Origin of the sequence: Embleya scabrispora, assembly GCF_002024165.1 — a bacterium.
GTDB classification, from domain to species: domain Bacteria; phylum Actinomycetota; class Actinomycetes; order Streptomycetales; family Streptomycetaceae; genus Embleya; species Embleya scabrispora_A.
Genome location: NZ_MWQN01000005.1, coordinates 108,197 through 126,422 on the forward strand (window position 1 = coordinate 108,197; position 18,226 = coordinate 126,422).

The following is an 18,226-nucleotide window of genomic DNA, read 5'->3' on the forward strand; positions in this document are numbered from 1 at the left end:
GCCGCATGTGGGCGACGGCGGCCTCCAGCGCCGGGAGGTCGAGGTAGTCGCCGTCGAGGCGCGACAGGGCGTCGTCGCCGATGCCGACGATCAGTTGCACCACCGCCGCGCGGTCCGGTGTGTCGGTGTCGCAGGCCATTTCGAACAGGAACGGCAGGCTTGCGGCCGTCGGTTCGTAGACGCTGTTCTGGTGGTAGACGGCGCCGTAGAACTCGTCGAACGCCTTCTTGCGTTCCTCGGCGTTCACCGAGCGCATGGCCCGCAGGAGGGAGGGGACTTCGGCGGCGGAGCCGAACGCGTGCTCCATCGAAGCCCAGTCGATGTCCTCGAGTCCATTGAACATGCGGGCAATGTGCCCGACCCGACCGACAACTCCTCGACCCCGACGCGAGCGACGACACGCGGACACGGCCGGCGACTCACGCGACGCCGGCGTCCACGACGCCGCCCACCTTGCGGTAACGGGGAGGCGTCGGCCTACCCCAGGTCTCGGAGTCGGCGACGTACGCGGGCACTGCGCATGGCCCGGGCCGCCGTCAGGGGAAAGCGGCCGAGCCCGCGCACGTACCGCCGCCAGAATCCGGCGGCATGGGCGCGGGCCTGCGCCGACGGCGTGGCCTTGATGGCCTCGTGCACGGTGTCGGGCAGGTGTCGTCCGTCGACGGGGCAGGACACGGCGCCTGCGGCGCGCAGGGCGCACAGGCGGTGTTGGCCGTTGACCAGGGCCTCGTCGCCGTCGCTCCAGGCGATGGGGTCGTAGATCAGCGACGCGGCGCACTCGCGGTCGTGGTCGTCGAGTTCGGGATCGCGTCCGGCCCGATCCGCCATGTCGGCGGTGTCGCCCCCTGCGGCGAGGGCGCGTTCGGCGGCGAGGGCGATCGCCGCCCAGTCACCGCGGTGGTACTCGCACGCGCGGAAGTCGTCGGGGCCCCAGGTCGAGAACGCGTGGGCGTGGGCAGCCCGGTCGGCTCCCTCGGCGTCCGGGTATTGCTCCACAAGGGCCTTCACGCGGTCGGCATGGGCGCATTTGAAGAGGTGATGCGGATAGGGGAGTGCCGACAGAGGTACCGAGCGCAGGCCCTCGATCCCTTCCAGGAGCAGGGCGCGTTCGTGGGGATCGGTGATCAGCGTCGGATACAGCAGTGCCTCTCCGGCCGGGGGTTGGGGGCGCAGCCGGGCGTCGATGACCAGCGCCGAGGCCCGGTCGGGTTCGGTCGCGTCCTCGAAGCGGCGGCGGAAGGTGTCGTCGAAGGTGTCCGTGCCCCGGTCCATGGCGACGCGTTCGATGTTGGGCGCGGTCAGGACGTCCACGTCGACGTCCGGCAGCAGCAGGACGTCGAAGTTGTCGGCGTAGGCGACGGCGACCAGGCGTCCGTGGGCCCACCGCGGCCGGGTCAGGATCCGCTCCACCGCGTCCTCGAGCAGGTGCTCCGTCCACAGCACGCGGCTGAATCCCTCGTCCACCCCGCGTGCGGTGTTCGGGTGGCGTCGGTGCACGCGCAGGTAGTCGCCGGGGAGCAGTGCAGAGGCGGGTTTCGTGAACGTCGCGGCGTGGCGGGCGGTTTTCGTGACCGGTGGGGCCAGGTCGTCGACGGGGTCGGCGCAGTCCTGCACGAGTGCGGCCCCGCGCAACAACGTGTCCGTTTCCTCCCAGGTGGGGTGGTGCTCGTCGTATTCCATGCGTGCACGGGGAACGGCGTGCAGGACGCGGTGATGGTTCCCGCGATGGAGGATCAGCCCTCCGGGCAGTCCCTGGCACCAGACGACGGCTGCGGTTTTGAATGCGGAAGGCGGCTTCGCCGGTGGGTCGGCGCCTCGGAACAGGACGTCGGCCGGGAGGTGTTCGACGCGCTCCACTCGCGCGTACCCGGCGTCGGGGGTGGGGCCGCCCCGGGCGTCGACCCACAGATAGTGGCCCGGGCGGATCCGGGTGTGACTCAACGCGGTCCACAGCGAATCCTCGCGCATCGCGTCCCTTCGCCAGGTCGGACGGTCCGGTGGCTGCAGGTCCCGTCGAGGATCGACGATAGCGAGCGTGGGCGACGACGTTCCAGCAATCGAGACGTAGCTGCCGGTTCTGGCGAGGAGGGTGTGGAGCGTGCTTGTCGACTTGGTCGGTATCTCGTGGTCGAGGGGATGCCGACGGGTCGGTACCGGTGTTGCCGCGCCCGGCGACGGCGGACGGCGAACGCGGTGTCGGTGCCGGTTGCGATGGCGTGTGCGCCGACGATCCCGAGAGGGTTGACGTGTCCGAACCCAGCCCCGTTCGCGGGGAGCCCGGTTGTTCGTTGCCCGGCTACGCGGGGCGCTCCGGGTCGAATCTGGCGAGGATGCGGCGGGCGGTTTGCTGGAGTTCCTCGTCGCTGTCGATGTCGGGCCACCAGCCGTTGCGGCGCGGATGTGCGAGGGTGGCTTCGATGAGCGACACGGCCGGTCGCGCGGCGGCGCCCACGAGGTCCAGGCGTGCCACGATGTCGTTGGACAGGGCGGGTGCGTTTTCGCATGCTCGCAGTAGGGCCTCCAGCACGACCGGCGCGTCGGGTTCGTCGAACAGGCGCCACAGTGTGGTGGCGGCGTGGACGCGTTGCCATGTGTTGTCCTGCGTCAAGGCGTTGCGCAGTTGCGCCACGAGAACCGGTGGGGCGGGTGGGCCGATACGGCCGACCAGATCACCGAGATCGACCATCCAGGACGTGCCCTCGGCGTCCGCGAGTTCGACGATCGCCGCCCATACCTCGTCCGGTGCGCCGCCGAGGGCGTGCAGGGCCTCGGCGGCGGCGATCCGGACACACGCCTCGGGGGCCGCGGTCGACCGCCGGACCCGGGGCAGGACCGCCGCGGCCGCGGTTCCGAAGGGAGTCAGGGATTTCAGTGCCGCCTCGGCGATGTCCCAGTGCCCTTCGCATACGGCGATCTCCAGGGTGTCGGCGATCACGGGCACCGCGTCGGGGTTCCCGAGCCGGGACAGGGCGTCCAGGAGTGCATGCGTGGTGTTTTCGAACGGCGCGGCCGTGAGATCGGCCTCACGCAGATACCGACTCACCAGGGGCACCAGGTCCCGTGACGCCGCCGGCAATTGGGCCGCTGCGGGGAATGCCCGCCAAGTGTCGATCCCGCCGCGCAACGCCACGAGCAGACACGGCAGTGCCCGCAGGTCACCGTGCCGGGCCAGCGCACACACCGCCGCCTGATGTGCCCGTCGCACCTCCGCGTCGGGGTGGGCCCACACGTTCGGCCCGTGCTCGGCACGCCGCGCGAGAACGTATGCGGCCAACGCCTCGCGGGCGGGTTCGGCGATGGCACGACAGGCATCCAGGACGGTGACCGTTTCGGCGGCCAGTTCCGCATCGTCCGTGTCGAGTTGATCCGCGATCAGGGCCACGAGGACGGCGTGGTCGCCGCGCCACGTCTTCATCAGGTCGAAGCTCATGCGCACCGCGTCCAAACGCGTCCCCGGGTCCGGGCTGCGCAACTGCGCGGTGAGCAATTCGGTACGCCAGGCGACGTGTTCGCCGAGCGCCTCGTGGAGGGTGCGCAGTGTGCGGGTGGTGAGCGCGTACACGCGGTCGTGGCGCTCGAGGTCCTCGAACGCGGCGATCAACTGCGGCGGCGCGTCCGCAGTCGCCGATGTCTCGCGTGTCGGGTGCCGCCACGCGCGGTGCGAGGGGGCGCTTTCGGCGATGTCGTCGAGCAGCGCGACGGTCGCGCGGACGACGTCGTGTCCGATCCGGTCGGGGGCGCAGCGGGCGTGTTGGGTCACGGCCTCCAGGCGGGTCGGCGCGTCCCGGTGGGTGTCGGTCGCCACGGCGGCGAGCCAGGTGCGGGCCTGTTCGGCGACGCCAGGCAGCCGCAGGGCCAGCGTCGCGGTCGCCTCGACGACCGCGAGTCGTTCCGCGATGCCGTCTGCGGTCGCCATGCGTTCCCGCAGCAGTGCGGCTGCCCGCGCGCCGCCGTCGTCGTCGACGAACAGTCCCAGTGCGGGTATCGCCGCGCGGCGCACGTCCGGGTCCGGGTCGGCGGTGAGCGCGACGAGAGCGTCGGCGTGTCGGCGCATGTGGGTCACGGCGGCTTGCAGGACCGGCAGATGCAGGTAGCCGCCGTCGAGGCGGATCAGCGCGTCGTTGCCGACGCCGACGACCAGGCGCACCACGGCCGCCCGGTCCGGTGTGCCGGCGTCGCGGGCCATCTCGAACAGGAACGGAAGGCTGGCGGCAGTCGATTCGTAGACGCTGCCCTGGTGGTAGACGGCGCCGCGGTACCTGTCGAACGCCTTCTCACGCTTGTCCGCGTCCGGCGATCGCATGGCGCGAAGGAGCCCCGGGACCTCCTCGGCGGAGCCGTACGCGTGCTCCAGGCAAGCCCAGTCGATGTCGTCGAGTCCGTTGAACATGGCCGCAATGTGCCCGATCCGACCGACACTTCCCCGACTTGCTGCGGCTTTCGACGGCGGGCTCATGCTCGGTCGGCGTCGGCCCTCGCATCGCCATTGGTGACTGCGAAGCAGGATTCACGCGTCGGGCATTCCACGGCACCGGACGACGGTTGCGGTCGCGAACGCGCAATGCGGATCCGGCGGTGTGTTGTGCGTTGGAAGACGACATCGAGTCGTTGACCGGACTACGGCAGGCATCTCCCCACGGCTCCACGGTCAGTTCCAGCGGCGCTTCACCGTCACGCCTGACCAGCAGCCGTGCGGTTCCCCAGCAAATATCTCAAGTACCTCTCGTCCCCGCAGGCGATCCTCGTGCGCACCCGAGGACGGACCAGTCGCTGCGTCGACTGCCGTCCTGGCCCACTCATGAACGCAGAGTCTCTCCTTGCGGGTCGTAGCAGATCAGCCCGTACTCGCGAGCCAGCGAAGCGGCGTACTCGGAGACTTCTTCGGCCCGGACGTAGGACATGAGTAGGTACACGATCGGTCCCGAGGCTTCATCGGTGATCGGAGGAGATGCCCATGGACTGTCACGGCCATCCTCCGGATAGCGCTCGATCAAGGCGTTCACATAAGCCTCGATTCGTGGGGAGGGCGGCACGGCCGTCTCCTCCGATTCGAGGTAGCGCTCGTACAACTCATCGAAGGCTGAGCCCGCCGCATCGTCGTCGAGCGGCTGCTCACAGTCCCACACAGCAAGGTCGAAACTCACGACCAAATGATCGCAGGGGTGGCGATGGGGGAGTCGGCACCTCGGGTGCCGGCCGATACCGCCCACGTGCGGCGGCTTCAGCGCCCTGGCCCGAGAACACAACCCCTGATCGTTTCCTGGTCCGGAAACGGTCCGGGGATGTTGGACGCGCGTCCGGGTGCGCGTATCCGGGGTCGCGCCCGACCCCGGACTCTACGCTTCCCTCGCCCACGTCAAGGACGCCCTCGACCACACCGGGATCCGCTGGATCGAACACGGCGGCTGCGAGGCCGACGACGTCATCGCCACCCTCACCACCCGTGCACCGGTACGAGGCCGGGCCCTCGCGCGTATTGCCCTCGGATCGAAGACACCCTCGAGGTCCCGTCCCCAGGGAATCGGACGGAAGCCGCGGCGTCGTTGCTGCCGCGGCCGGGTTCGGGCGGTCGGGCGGACTCGTCGACAGCGTTCGCCCCGGTTGCTCGGTGGCTTTCCGGCTTGCGATCGGCGAGGTGTCGGAGGACCCGCATACCCTCCACGTGAACGACGGATCCGGACCCGGACGGGGACGTACGACGATCGTTTCGCGGCCGAGCGGCGGCCTCCGCCGTACCCGTGCGCGCGGTTCTCGCATCGCGCGAAAGTGCGCGCTCCATGACACGCTGCCCAGGAGCAAGGATGTCACGTGTGAGGAAGACCGTACCTGCGGTGATGCTGGCGGCGTTGGTGCTGTCGGGTATGGGAGCCGCGCCCGCGACAGCGGTCGGGGATCTGCTGCCCCACCCCGGGCCGGACGGTCTGGTGTGGGTGGAGGAGAGCGTCGGAGACGGTGGTGTCGTATCGGGGGGCGCCTCGGAACAACTGCCGACCGTACTCACCGTCGCCTGTGAGGGAGGCGGGAGCGTGGGGGTGACGATGCACTCCCGGGACGCGGAGGTGGCCGCGTTCACAGTGGATTGCCCCGCCGGCGGCATCGGGGTGAACTCGGCTGCCATGGATCCGGGCGTCGTGCGGTCGGGATCCTTCACCGTGGGCGTCGATGCCTCGGCGCAGACCCTGCGTTGGGCGCTGACGGTCACCCAACCGGAGTAGCGAAGGGCGGCCGTTCCCACTGCGGTTGTCGCGTCGGGGGATGAGCAGGGTCCTTCCGGCGGGGCTGGTGTATCTGCTCGCACCGTCGCCGTAGTGGCCGCGTTCGGTGGCTTCGTCGCAACCTCGTCGCCGCTCTCCAGCGCTGACGAACACCTCACGCTTGAGAACGGGGCCCCACGTTCCACGCGTATCACGTGGCGTGGTAACGCCCTAGCTGATTGTGATTGACGCCTGCGCGTGTCGGTTCTACGTTGCGAGGAGCCACACCCACCGCGCGGCGTCCGGAGCCGGGTCGTCGCCATCGAGGGAGAGGAACCGGCGGCATGGGGGACCACAGCGGCGGCAAGGCACCGATCAGGCCCGGGAATCCGCAGCCCGCGCCGAGCGGACCGAACGACCACCCGGACGGCTCCACCCCGGCCGGCCCCGGTACCCATCGCAAGGATGACAAGTGACGTCAGGGGTCGCCCACCTCCTCGCGGACGCGGGCGCTCTCCCGCGCGGCTGGGAACACGCCTTCGCCACCGTCCACCGCGCCGACTTCCTGCCCCCCGTATCTGGGCCTGGAACAGCGAGAGCGGCTACACACCCGTCATCGACCGCAACGCCACCGGCGAGCGGGGACGCGAAGCGTGGGACCGGGCCGCGAACGAGGACCTGGCGCTCGTCACCCAGTGGGACGACGGCGACCACACCGGCGACGAGCCCGGCAACAACCCCACCTCGTCCGCGTCCGCGCCCGCCGCGGTCGCCCGCATGCTCGACGCCCTCGACATCCACGGCGGCGAACGCGTCCTCGAGGTGGGCACCGGCACCGGATACACCGCCGCCCTGCTGGCCGCGCGCGGCTGCCGCGTCACCACGATCGAGGTCGACGCCGAACTTGCCGAACAGGCCCGCAAGAACCTTGCCCAGGCCGGCCACCCCGACGTGGTCGTCATCACCGGTGACGGCGCACTCGGCCTCTCTGCGGCAGCGCCCTACGATCGCGTCCACGTCACCGCCGGCGTACGCCACACCCCCCGCGCCTGGCTCGAACAGACCCGCCCCGGCGGCCTGATCGTCATGCCCTGGGGCACCTACTACGCCGGCCCCGACTGGACCACCGTCCTCACCGTCCACGATCCCCACCACGCGAGCGGCCCCTTCACCGAACCCCTCGCGTTCATGAAACTCCGCGCCCAGCGCTCCCGTTGGCCGCAGACGTCGTTCCCTGACGAGTGGATGGACGACGCGCGCCCGGCCACGCCCGACATCCGCATCGCCGACATCACCGGCGCGCTGTACGACCCGGTCGAGTTCGTCATAGGGCTCCACGTCCCACACTGCATCCCGCGGCGCGTTGACAACCCGGAGAGCGTCAACCTCTGGTTGTACGGCGCGGACACCGGCGACGGCGAGTCCATCGCGGTGGCTGCGTTCGGCGACGGCTACGAACCCCAGGCACTCCAGGCCGGGCCCCGTGATCTGTGGACCGAGGTCCAGACCGCCTACCACCGGTGGGAGACGGCCGGGAAGCCGGACGCGGACCGCTTCGGGCTCACCGTCAACGTGGACGAGGACCGCGGGGTCGAGCAACGACCCTGGTACGGGACTCCGGCACGCGAAATCGCGTCGCCGAAGTAGGCCCACGCAATGGCGCCCGAACGGAGCGCGCGGTGAAAGGTTCGGAAACGTCAACGGAGCGCGCCCGCCGGCCGACACGGCGCCGACCTTTCCGACTCCGGTGTGCCGCAGGCGTTGTATGCGTCGCCCCGCAGCTGTTGGACCGCTACCTGCCCACCCTGAGTGGAGCCTGTCGCGCTCCGATGCCGTGATCACAGCGGCCACGGCCTGATTCCGTGACGACCCGCGTGTTTTCGTAGGTCTGCCGGCATGACGGCAGGTTGCCACCACTCGCGGTCGCCGACCCGCGGTGTCGGCTGGGCGCAGTCGGTGGGGCAAAGGCCCCGGCGCTCACGAAACGACCTCCGTGGGCAATACAGCTAGGGCGCGTACCTCAGGCCCTGAACCGCCGTCACGTACCAGTCGCCGGCGGCTTGGGACTTTCTCCTGGCCAGTGCCTGGTTGTTGCTGTCGAGGTTGTTGTACTGGATGCCCCGCCACCCGGTGGTGAGGTCGGTTTGGGAGATGGCCCCGAAGAGTTGGCCGACGACCGAGGCGTCGTACGTCACCGCGGAATAGAGTTCCTGGTCCCGAGGGACCTGGCCCTGGATGTTGGCGTTGCAGGCTCTCTCGACGAACTCGGCGTCCTGGACCTCCTGATAGACGCAGTGTGCGCCGCTCTGCCCGTCCAGCACGCGCGACCAGGAGTTGCCGACGGTCTGCATCTGCCGCCGCACGGCGTCCTGCCTGAGGTCGATGCCGGTCTCCTCGAAGAACTCGATCCGGCCCGCGGTGATCACGTCGGGGGCGACCACGGAGCCTCCGGGGATGACGAGTTGTCCCGATCCGTTCAGGACTGTGGGCGTGGTGGGGTTGCCGCCGAAGCGGGACCCGTACACGTTCTTCCAGGCGACCAGAACCCGATACTGCCTGGGGTTGGCGGTGGGGATGTCGTAGATCAGATGGTAGGCGTACATCGCTTCCTCTCTCCTTCGACGCGTCGCGGTCAGGTGTCGCGGTCGGCGTGGCGCGGTCCGGTTTGCGCATGCCCTATTGGGGGGGCACTCCCGGATCCCCGGTCCCCCCGTTCCCGGGATGCGGACTCCGGTGACAGGTCGCCCCCGCGCTGTTCGGGAACGGTTCACGCGCCCCGGTGAGTCGGTACGATCTCGATCGGGATTCGGATGGTCTCGGTCGACAGGTTCGGCTCGACGCACGGCCCCCGTAGCGGTTGCGTCCCCTGTGTCGACCTACCGTTGCCCCTCATTACAAGCCCCCCGGCTCGATGGGTGCATCCCTGTACGAAACAACCGATACAGCAGCGAGTGCCTTCACTTTAGGTACATCACCCATCTGTCTGCAGCTCTATGGACACAAAGGCGAGGATTGGCGCGATCTCGAGCCATACCAACGGAGTTGGCCAGATACATCGCGCGCCCCTGGGGCCTGACGCAGCTTGGCCGAAGCGGTTGCGGCGTGCGCGCCGGGGGCGGTCGGACCGCCCCGCAAGCGCGAACCCCGGCGCGGCCTCGGGGTACGGGCCGGTCGGCCTCCTCGTCCGCGGCGGCGCCTGTGGCACCGAGCCCCGGGAAGTTGTTCAAGTGGTGTCGTTGTTGCCGGAAAACGCCGACATCGTGACGCGCTTGAGCGCCATTTGGTCGTCGTTGACCTTCATGTAGCCATTCATGGGCCGCTTCGGGCCGCCGGCCGGGTGGTGGCGTTCAGTCGGTGTGCAACTCGCCTCCGGCGTCCACCCGTTCGCTGGCGGTCAGCTCTGCGTCGACGGCGGCGTTGCGCGCGACGCGAGTTCCCTCGGCGCCGACTCGCCAGCGACGGCGAGAACGCCGTCGATCGCCACGTTCCGGGCGGCGTTCGGCTCGCCTCCGGTGTGCGCCGCGTCCGGACGGCGACGGCCGGGTTGCCGCGGGATCACGGCCGTCGGCCCGGGGGAGGCCGCCCCTCGAGTCCACGTGTTGTCGGTGCCGGCCTCGCCGACGACGGTAGCGTCTAACCGCGGTCGTTGCGTCGGGGGATGAGCAGGGTCGTTCCGGCGGGGCTCGTGTAGCTGCTCGTACCGTCGCCGTAGTGGCCGCGTTCGGTGGCTTCGTCGGTCTTGTAGGACAGGGCGCAGCCGACGCCGAGGTCGCGCAGGGCCAACAGGACGCGCCGGACGTCGTGTTCGTTGCGGTGGTCGGCAGTGTAGACGATCACGGGTCGGCGGGTGGGGTCTCCCCGGAAGGTGCTGCCGAGTGTGGCGACTTTGGCGTTGGGGCCGAGACGGCCGGCGCGTACGGCGGTCCGCACGCGCCGCCATCCGCTGTCGAGAGCCCGGACGGGAAGGAACCAGATCCATTTCCCGCCGATGGGGTCCGGGTTCGGATCCGGGGCCTTCGGGGGAGGGCCCAGAGCCACGGGGTGTCGACGGCCTTCGACGGAGTTGCGTCGGTCGGCGCGGACGGATGGTCCATCCGGATGGTTGTTCTGTACACGCGGGACACGATATGCGCCCCGACCGCATTCGGTCGGTATCTGTGGGCGTGTGGCTGTGAAAGACTTTCCGAACCCCCGGTCGCGGCGCGACCAAGCCGTGACGGCATGTTGCATGGCGGCCGCGGCGGAGAGCGATCCGCTGTTGCCGCCCGCGCGCCGGGCGTCGATGCTCATGGACTACCTGGGCGTACTGCGTGCGACCCACCCGCCGGAACGTGCCGCCGCGATCGACATGGGCGCGTTCCGACGCGGCCTGCGCGAACCCCTGGGAGCACTGCTTCCCCCCGCCGGCGAGCCGGCCGACCGCTTCGACGCCCTGCGCCTGTTCGACGAGCACGGTGTGCTCCGCGACGCCGTCGAGGACCTGTGCCGCGAGCACCTGGTGCCGCACCCGGCACTCGAGCGGCACTGGACGTGGGGGCGGGTGCGAGCCGAGCAGGAGGAACGCCGCCTGTACGAGACCCTGCGGCGCCTGTCACCCGAGGAGTACCGACGCGCGCGGACACTCCTGTGCGAACACCCGGCCGGTGGTTTGCGGGAGTTGCGCAGGGCGTGGGACGGCCTGTGGATGCGTTTCGACTTCTTCGAGACCGTGTCGGACTGGCCGTGGAGCCGGCTGGAGGGCTGGTGGTATCCGTGCCCGATGTGCCGATGGCCGATGCGGGTCGTCGCACACGGAAGCACGGTCGACGTGCGGTGCGAGGCACACGCGGCGCGCGGAGTGCACTACCGCTGCGCCCCCGGCGGTCGGGGCTCCGGCCCCGTGCCGCTGGTGGGGACCGGCAGGGCGGCCGTCGCGGTGCAGGGCGTGCCGGCCACCACGGAGCACCTTGCCCTGACCCGCCCGGTGTGGCGCTACGGAACCCTGCCCACCCTGCTGGAACTCGCGCTGCGTGACGCGCTGGTCGGTCTCCCGCACACCCGTGTGGGGATGTGGCCCGGGACGGTGCGCCCGGACGAGTACGACCTGCACATCGAGGTGACGGTCCCGGGACGGCGAAGGCGCGTGTGGCGAGTGGACGCCAAGGCGTGGGAGTCCACGACCGCGCTCGCCGGCATGCTCGAGCAACGCGACGTCCTCCCGTATGCGTTGACGATCGTGTTGCCCGACCACCAGGCGGACGACCGGCACTTCCTCACCGCGCGGTTGCGCGGGCGCCGCATGACGGTGACCACCGTCGGCCGTCTCGTCGCCGCCGTCCGCGCGGCCTGCGGGGCGGTGCCCCGGTGACGCCGGACGAGTGGCTGCAGCGCTGGTTGGCCGTCGCGACACCATTGGCGTTCGCCCAGGAGTACTTCGGGTTCCGCGACACCCTCGGGCGGACGGTGGTCCCGCTGGACCAGGCGTACGTGTGGGCCGCCGCGCGCCCGGACCTGTGGGAGGGGTGGCCGCGCGTGCCGCGGCGGGTACGCGAACTCGCGGGCCGGTACTGGCACGTGCGCGAGGAGGCGCTGGCGGGGCGCGGTTCGTTCCTCGCGCTGGCCCGTGTCTATGCCGCGGACGCGGGAAGTCTGTACCGCCTGCCGTCGGACGTGCCGCCACGTGAGGCGACGTACGTGATCGCGGCCCACGCACAGAAGCCGCTGGAGTTGGCGGAGGAACTGGTCCGCGAGGCCGAGGAGTACTACTACCTCGCCCGCGCCCCGCTGCCCGTGGCCGGGCCCGGCCGATGGACCTTCGGCGGGCGCGAGCCGACCACGATCACCATCCCCGACACCGAATCCGGCTCTCCCGTGCCCCCGGTGGACCTGCGGACGGCGCCCTACCGTGCCCGGGCGACGATTTCCCGGAGGGACGCGCTGCGCACGGTCCGCCGTCAGGCGGCCGCCGACCCCGCCGGACGCCGGTGGAAACCGCAACTGCTCGCCCGGTTCCACGAGAGACTGACCGACGCCCGAGGGCGCCCCGCCACGGGCCTTCGGATGCCCGCTGGAAGGGTCACGGTCGTCAACGCACCCACGGGCGTGGGCAAGACCGTCGTGATCAACGCCGTCGCCCCCCGACTCGCCCGGCGCGGGGACGGGCCCGTCGCGGTGATCGTCGGCACAGTCCACGACGGACTCACCACCGCGGAACGCATCCGGGCGGACGACGAACTCGTGCACGAGGTGGCGGCCGAGCTCGCCCGGACCCCGGGCGCGGCGGAATTGCGTGTCGTGCCGCTGGTGTCGCCGTACCGCCGGGCGGACCAAGCCGAACGGGCTTTGGATCAGGGCAGCGAGGAGCGCTTCGACCTGTTGGCGTACGGATGCGACCTTTCGGCCTGGATCACCGACGGGCCACCGGTGCGACGCGGCAGCGAACCCTGCCTGACGCTGGAGCCGGCCGACGATGTCGCCGGGACCGAGTCCGCGGGCCCGCACGGGTGTCCCCGCATGGGCACGTGTGACAAGTACTCGCTCATCCGGGCCGCCGCAGGGGCGGACATCATCGTCACCAACCACCACAACCTCCTCCTGGGTGCCGTCCCGGTTACGGTGGCCACCGGCCGGGGCGTCGTGCGGCGGATGAGCGTGCTGGAGTTCGTGACCACCCATTGCCGCGTGCTGATCGTGGACGAGGTCGACCATCTGCAGAGCGTTTGGTGCGACACGGGCTCGGAGGACTTCTGCCTGGCGAATCGCGGAACGGCCGGCACCTCTCTGCTGCTGGAGGTCGACCTGCAGCGAGAAGCCCTGGCCGCCCGCGCCGACCGCCGCGTCGTCAACGCCCTGTTCAAGGCGCGAGGTCTCGGCGAGCAGTTCCTCAACTACGTCCTGGACGGCGAACTGTGGTTGGACCCGGAGGCCGAGGATACGGAACGTCCCGGATCGGGCTGGCACGTTCCCGGCACCTGGGACCGAGTCCTCCTCAAGGATCTCCTCGGCCTCGACGAACACGCGACGATCGCCCCCGGCGAGTACGCCGCTTTCCGTGCGATCTTCCCGGACGCGGACAAGAAGGAGGCTTTCCCGGAGAAGTTCGCTCCGCTCGCACGCATCCTGCGCGACGCGGTCAGCCGCGACGCGGGCGAGGACGAACTGCCCGTCGTCAAGGTCGAGATCGCACGCGAGCTCAAACGACTCAAGGTCCCCCCGCCGCGGCGACGGGAGGTGAGCAACGCGCTTTTGGTCCGCGCGTGGTTGGGAAGCCTGCACAAGGCCCTGACCCACCTCAAGTCCGTCGTCGCGGGACTGGGACCGCAGATCCCCGCCGGCCGCGAACTCGCCCGCGCGTTGGGCGCGGCCACCGGCAACGGCGCCTTGCCCTACGGGCCCCTGGGCTACCAGCTGTTCGGGTTCAAGGTCGACAAGAACAACCGGGGCGGCGGCCGGCTGTCCGTGCAATCCCTGGGCGGCGACCCGCACACCGGCACCGTCCAACTCGGCGGCACCGTCGCACTGGCCTGCGCCGGCCACGAACGCAGCGTCCTGGCCCTGTCGGCCACCGCCTACTTCCCCCGGGCCGCCCGAACGCACCTGCACACCGACCCCGCCTACGTGATGACCGACGCCACCCCCGGCAAGGTCACCGCCCGCCCCGGCAACGTGTCCGACTCCGACACCGCGTGGAACCCGATCCGCATCGGCGGCCTGCCCGAATCCCACAAGGCCGACTGGGTCCGCACACTCGGCGAACGCCTGTGGACCACACGCCTGTCCGAGCACCTGCGCGACCTGGAGAACGCCGATCGCGACCGGGCCAGAGCCATGGTGGTCTCCAACTCCTACCGCCAAGCCGGACTACTCGGCGCGGGAATCGCGCACGCCGTCGCGAAGACGGGCGGGCAACCCTCCTGGATCGCGGTCGTGATCCCCAAGACCGGACTACCGCCCGGCATCGCCCTGCCCCCCGGCGTCGTCACCGTCACCGTCGACCGACTCGAGGACCTCCCGCGCACCCACCCCCACGTCAAGATCGTGTGCGCACCGCTCCCCCTGGTCGCCCGCGCCCTCAACATCCTCGTCCCCGGTACCGACCGCTCCGCGATCACCTCGATCTGGGTCGGACTGCGCCCTGTCGCAGACCTCCACTCCCCGAAGGCGATGTACGCGAGCATCAACGCCGCGGGCGTCGCCGCCGGCCGGCCCGGGCCCGATCCCGCCCACATGCTCGCCCTCCAGAACCGCGCCGCCCGACGCCGCCTGCACGCCCTCCTGCGCAGCGACCCCCGTTTCAGCCGGCTCCCTCCGTACCTGAAGACGGAGATCCTCGCCGGGATCCTGGTCGACCTCATCCAACTCGCCGGCCGCGCCCGCCGCGGAGACACCCCCGTGCAGCTCTACCTCGTGGACAACGCCTTCTTCGACACACGCCTCGGCTCGGACTTCCCCGCCCTGGTCCGCGCCTACTTCGACGAACTCACCGACGAGGAACAGAAGATGCTCCGCCGCGTCTACGGCTCCACCCTCACCGCCTGGCTCGACCTCGCCCACAGCGACGAACCCGCGAACCTCACACACGTGCCCCTGCCGCGCGAAACCGAACCCGACCACGAAAGCGTCCGATGAGCACCCGCGAGACCCACCTGTCCCTGCTCGCCTGCCACACCGACGAGCAACTTCTCGGCACCGTCCACCTCTACCCCCTGCCCGACAAGATCGAGGCCGTTTGGCGCGCCCTGCGCGAGGAATACCGCGGCGTCACCGGCTCCAGGGCCAACCTGCCCTACGCCGGCCTGTTGACGGTGCTGCGCGCCATCGGCTACACCAACGCCACCCTCCACCCGCAATCCAAGACGCAGCCGCCGCGGTTCCTGGCCACCACCGACCCCATCGACCCCGACGACCTGCACACCGCCGTCACCCTGTGGGAACAGGCCCTGCTGCTGACCGAGGCGGATCGATTCTCCTTCGGCTACTTCAGCCTCCTCGCGGACCTGATCGCCGGCACCACGCCCGAACGGGTATCGCTGTGGGATCACATCACCCGCACCGGCGCCTGCATCGACGCCCCCGGATGGGTGTGGTCCGCCGCCGGCTGGGCCGCCGTCCGGCGCCTTGCCGCGAAGCCGTGGGACATCGACGGCAGGACCGTGACCCTGCGTCCGGATCTGGAGAACTCCCTCCAGGTCTGGGACAACGACCTGCTGTGGTCCAACACCTGGAGCGCCGCCCACGGCGAAAGCGCACCCGACACCGGCGGCAGGGTACCCGACGACGAGGCATGGAAATACGTGGTCCGCTACGCCGCCCTGCGCCTGGAAGTCGCCGCCAAGTCCCATCCCGGCCTTCCGGGCCCGGTGATCGTCGTCCACCCCCGTGTGTCCAGGCTGAGCAACACGCTGCGGAACGCGCGTACCGCCTGGTTCGCTCCTCGCGACCCCGCGGGCCCGCTCCTCAACCTGTCCCTGGGCGGCAAGGGCAGGAACACCCATCTCGACCACACCACACGCCTGGCCCTGGACGCCTGGACTCGCATGAAGGGCGAAGGGGTCTTCCCGCGAAGCGCCGACGGGGACGGCTTCCTTCCGCTCGACGCCCTCGACCTGAGCGGACCGCCCGGAAACCTCCGCGCACTCGTCCCCAACTCGACGAACTATCCGTTCGGCAAGGGCATCGGCATGTTCACCCGCCGCGAACTCGCCCGCCACGTGTCCTGCGCACTGGGGCAACCCCTGTTGCGGACGCGGGAGATCGCCGGGCGCCACTTCGGTTACGGACGCTCCACCGACGCCGGACGCGACACCGTCCTGCTGGACGACGACGACTTCGACCTGATCCTGGCCGCGGCGGGATGCCGGCGCCTGCGCATCCTCGCCCTCTACCGGACCCAGAGCATGCGCACACGCATGCAACGCCTGCTCGCCTACCACTTCAACCGCCCCGACCTCGCCGCCGAAGGCATCCCCGACACCCGGCTCACCGCCGTCACCGACCACGTCGAGGTACTGCTGCAGCCGGCCCCCGAACTCCTCGCCCACGGCGACCACCACGACCGGCGCCCCGCCCTCGCCGGCGCACTCGAGGGTCTGGACGCCCCCGACGGCACCCGCGTCCTCGCGCTGTGCGAAACCGAATACGACGCCAAGGAATGGGCCCGCCGACGCCGACTGTCCAAACTCCCCGACTCCACCGTCCAGGACCCCGACACCCTCGACGCCAAACACCGCGTCAACGCACTCCTCGCCCGCCACGGCGTCCTCGCCCAGTTCCTCACCCTCCCCAAGCGCGAACCTCGCCCCAACCCCAGGAAGAAGAACCGCGAGGCCACCACCGACCTCGAGCGCCTGGCACAGGAACTGGAATCGGACCACCGCGGCCACATGGCCGTCGCCGACCTGAACCGCGCGGCAGGACTCGTCCACCCCCGCCTGACCAAAGCCCTCGGCTTCGGCCCCCACGGCATCAAGGAACCCCTCGTCCACGTCGGCCTGCACATGCGCCAGCAACTCGGCGCACGCCGCGGGCGCATCACCGACGAACCCAAACTCATGTGGACCCTCGTCGCCCTCGTCCCCCACGACGGCCAGTGGCGCACCCTGGCCTACCTCCCCGACGAACACCGCACCGGAGGCACCTGGCTCGACTACGCCACCGCCAACAGCGCCTTCCGCGCCCGACCGCTGCCCGAGGGCCGACGACGCGACGACCACCTGCCCCGACTGATCGACCAGGCCCTGTACGTCCTGGGCGCGCACGCGGGCACGGCCACCGGCTACGTGGTCCACGCATCGGGGGAACAGACGCGGAGCATCTGGCCGCTCATGGCCAACCGACATCTCGGCAAGAACCCCGACACCGACGGACTGGTCGACGACCGACCCGCCCTGCCCGGCTTCACCCTCCCCGCCGACCAGCGCCCCCGAGCCGTCGTCCGCGTCACCTCCGGCAGCGACGACCTCGCCTCACCCGCCCTCGTCGAACGCCTCGTCCACGTCGACGGCGAAGCGGACCTGACCGAAGGCAAGCTGGCGACCGGCCTGTTCCGGATGGAACACACCGACAACACGTTCGTCCTGTGCAACCTGCCCCACCAGTACACGGGCGGCTCCCGATACGCCCGCGCGGGAGAGCACTACAGCCGATGGGCGAGCACCGACGCGCGGGAACAGGCCGAAACCTGGTACAGCCACACCACCACGGAGATCACCGTCCTGCACCACCCCACCTCCGCCACACCCGTCCCATACGCCCTCGCCGCGGCACGCCTGTGCGACCACGCACTCCACTGGAACCACCGCACCCGCTACCCCGCCCCCATCCACCTCGGCATCCAGATGGACAAGAACCACCCCGAACACCGCCGCACCGTCGACGCCTTCGACAACGACCACGACCTGTGAAACCACACGCCTCGTGGAGCAGACCGGGCCCCACCGCCAAAGGCACAAGCGGCAGGGGCCCGGAAGCTGCAGGAGCCGCGCACCCCTTCCGATTCCGAAGATGCACCGAACGCCGACGACAGGAGCGATCCGTGAGCACCACGAACAGGTTCGGCGCCGCCTGCGCGAACGCCGACTGCGCCACCTACCTTCCACCGCGCACAGGCATCGTCACCCGCACCTCCATGGGCACTCGCGCGGACACGTGGGTGACCTGCGCGCCCGGCACCGGCGAGGACACGGCTTCCCACCGAAGCGACACCGATCGAGAAGGGCCGACCCCCGCCGCCTGACGGCATGGCAGCGCGGACTCCGCCATCGCTGCGGTGCGAAGCCTTCACCGCACTCGGCCCGCGGACGGCGGGCGGGCGCGACATCCCGCCGGCGAGCTTCGGTGCCCAAGCATCGCACCGGGGCGCCACCCCACCGAGGCCCGGCCGGTCCCGGTTCCCGGCCCACGCCATACCGGTCGCCTCGGTGGACAAACGCTCGCGCCATCGCCCCGGATGCCCCGGACAAGGCACCGCGGCCCTCCGCGCGGCGACCCAGCGCATCCGGCCGTTCATCACGCCGCTGCGGTTCGAATAGATGATCTGCCGGCACGGGCATGTG

12 protein-coding genes are annotated in these 18,226 nt (G+C 70.6%); 7 read left to right on the forward strand and 5 right to left on the reverse strand.

The features are described 5' to 3' along the window. Nucleotides 1-477: 477 nt before the first annotated feature. The 3 genes from B4N89_RS52395 to B4N89_RS45280 all read right to left on the reverse strand — a co-directional run bounded on the left by B4N89_RS52395 (nt 478) and on the right by B4N89_RS45280 (nt 5,144). Nucleotides 478-1,968 (reverse strand): hypothetical protein, encoded by a 1,491-nt coding sequence (locus tag B4N89_RS52395; protein ID WP_078982542.1) that lies wholly within the window; start codon nt 1,966-1,968, stop codon nt 478-480. Nucleotides 1,969-2,296: 328 nt separating this feature from the next. After that, the gene (locus tag B4N89_RS45275; protein ID WP_078982543.1) at nt 2,297-4,390 is read right to left on the reverse strand and encodes a hypothetical protein; all 2,094 of its coding nucleotides are present in this window, start codon (nt 4,388-4,390) and stop codon (nt 2,297-2,299) included. A 406-nt stretch (nt 4,391-4,796) separates the two neighbouring features. After that, on the reverse strand, nt 4,797-5,144 hold the full coding sequence (locus B4N89_RS45280) for a hypothetical protein (protein WP_078982544.1): 348 nt from the start codon (nt 5,142-5,144) through the stop codon (nt 4,797-4,799). Nucleotides 5,145-5,810: 666 nt separating this feature from the next. Between B4N89_RS45280 and B4N89_RS45285 the strand changes: the two genes are divergently transcribed. From B4N89_RS45285 to B4N89_RS45290, 3 genes are all read left to right on the forward strand, one after another. Next, nucleotides 5,811-6,215, forward strand: a complete 405-nt coding sequence (locus B4N89_RS45285) for a hypothetical protein (protein WP_235619373.1) — start codon at nt 5,811-5,813, stop codon at nt 6,213-6,215. A gap of 323 nt (nt 6,216-6,538) precedes the next feature. After that, nucleotides 6,539-6,670: a hypothetical protein gene (locus tag B4N89_RS52890; protein WP_268812617.1), complete on the forward strand. Its 132-nt coding sequence runs from the start codon at nt 6,539-6,541 to the stop codon at nt 6,668-6,670. Continuing rightward, on the forward strand, nt 6,660-7,841 hold the full coding sequence (locus B4N89_RS45290) for a methyltransferase domain-containing protein (protein WP_101897593.1): 1,182 nt from the start codon (nt 6,660-6,662) through the stop codon (nt 7,839-7,841). Before B4N89_RS52890 ends, B4N89_RS45290 begins: the two co-directional genes overlap by 11 nt. A 359-nt stretch (nt 7,842-8,200) precedes the next feature. Here B4N89_RS45290 and B4N89_RS45295 read toward each other — a convergent pair whose 3' ends face one another. Together B4N89_RS45295 and B4N89_RS50420 are read right to left on the reverse strand one after the other, a co-directional pair. Beyond that, on the reverse strand, nt 8,201-8,797 hold the full coding sequence (locus B4N89_RS45295) for a hypothetical protein (RefSeq protein WP_078982545.1): 597 nt from the start codon (nt 8,795-8,797) through the stop codon (nt 8,201-8,203). Between the two features lie 1,030 nt (nt 8,798-9,827). Further along, complete coding sequence (locus tag B4N89_RS50420; protein WP_078982546.1) at nt 9,828-10,484, reverse strand: putative phosphothreonine lyase domain-containg protein; 657 nt, start codon at nt 10,482-10,484, stop codon at nt 9,828-9,830. On the opposite strand from B4N89_RS50420, the gene B4N89_RS45305 reads away from it, so the two are divergent. The 4 genes from B4N89_RS45305 to B4N89_RS48525 all read left to right on the forward strand — a co-directional run bounded on the left by B4N89_RS45305 (nt 10,423) and on the right by B4N89_RS48525 (nt 17,907). Then, nucleotides 10,423-11,541 (forward strand): hypothetical protein, encoded by a 1,119-nt coding sequence (locus B4N89_RS45305; RefSeq protein WP_078982547.1) that lies wholly within the window; start codon nt 10,423-10,425, stop codon nt 11,539-11,541. The two genes, B4N89_RS50420 and B4N89_RS45305, sit on opposite strands and share 62 nt — an antisense overlap. Beyond that, nucleotides 11,538-14,801, forward strand: coding sequence for a hypothetical protein (locus tag B4N89_RS45310; protein ID WP_078982548.1), 3,264 nt, complete (start codon nt 11,538-11,540; stop codon nt 14,799-14,801). The genes B4N89_RS45305 and B4N89_RS45310 overlap by 4 nt, the downstream gene beginning before the upstream one ends. Continuing rightward, nucleotides 14,798-17,575 (forward strand): RNaseH domain-containing protein, encoded by a 2,778-nt coding sequence (locus B4N89_RS45315; protein ID WP_078982549.1) that lies wholly within the window; start codon nt 14,798-14,800, stop codon nt 17,573-17,575. The genes B4N89_RS45310 and B4N89_RS45315 overlap by 4 nt, the downstream gene beginning before the upstream one ends. A gap of 131 nt (nt 17,576-17,706) precedes the next feature. Continuing rightward, nucleotides 17,707-17,907 (forward strand): hypothetical protein, encoded by a 201-nt coding sequence (locus B4N89_RS48525; RefSeq protein WP_101897594.1) that lies wholly within the window; start codon nt 17,707-17,709, stop codon nt 17,905-17,907. Nucleotides 17,908-18,226: the final 319 nt, after the last annotated feature.

Bases quoted from the DNA above. Each gene is read 5' to 3' on its own strand.
- B4N89_RS52395 (WP_078982542.1), bottom strand. From the start codon at position 1,968: ATGCGCGAGGATTCGCTGTGGACCGCGTTGAGTCACACCCGGATCCGC.
- B4N89_RS45275 (WP_078982543.1), bottom strand. From the start codon at position 4,390: ATGTTCAACGGACTCGACGACATCGACTGGGCTTGCCTGGAGCACGCG.
- B4N89_RS45305 (WP_078982547.1), top strand. From the start codon at position 10,423: ATGGCGGCCGCGGCGGAGAGCGATCCGCTGTTGCCGCCCGCGCGCCGG.
- B4N89_RS52890 (WP_268812617.1), top strand. From the start codon at position 6,539: ATGGGGGACCACAGCGGCGGCAAGGCACCGATCAGGCCCGGGAATCCG.
- B4N89_RS45315 (WP_078982549.1), top strand. From the start codon at position 14,798: ATGAGCACCCGCGAGACCCACCTGTCCCTGCTCGCCTGCCACACCGAC.
- B4N89_RS45290 (WP_101897593.1), top strand. From the start codon at position 6,660: ATGACAAGTGACGTCAGGGGTCGCCCACCTCCTCGCGGACGCGGGCGC.
- B4N89_RS45295 (WP_078982545.1), bottom strand. From the start codon at position 8,797: ATGTACGCCTACCATCTGATCTACGACATCCCCACCGCCAACCCCAGG.
- B4N89_RS50420 (WP_078982546.1), bottom strand. From the start codon at position 10,484: ATGAGCATCGACGCCCGGCGCGCGGGCGGCAACAGCGGATCGCTCTCC.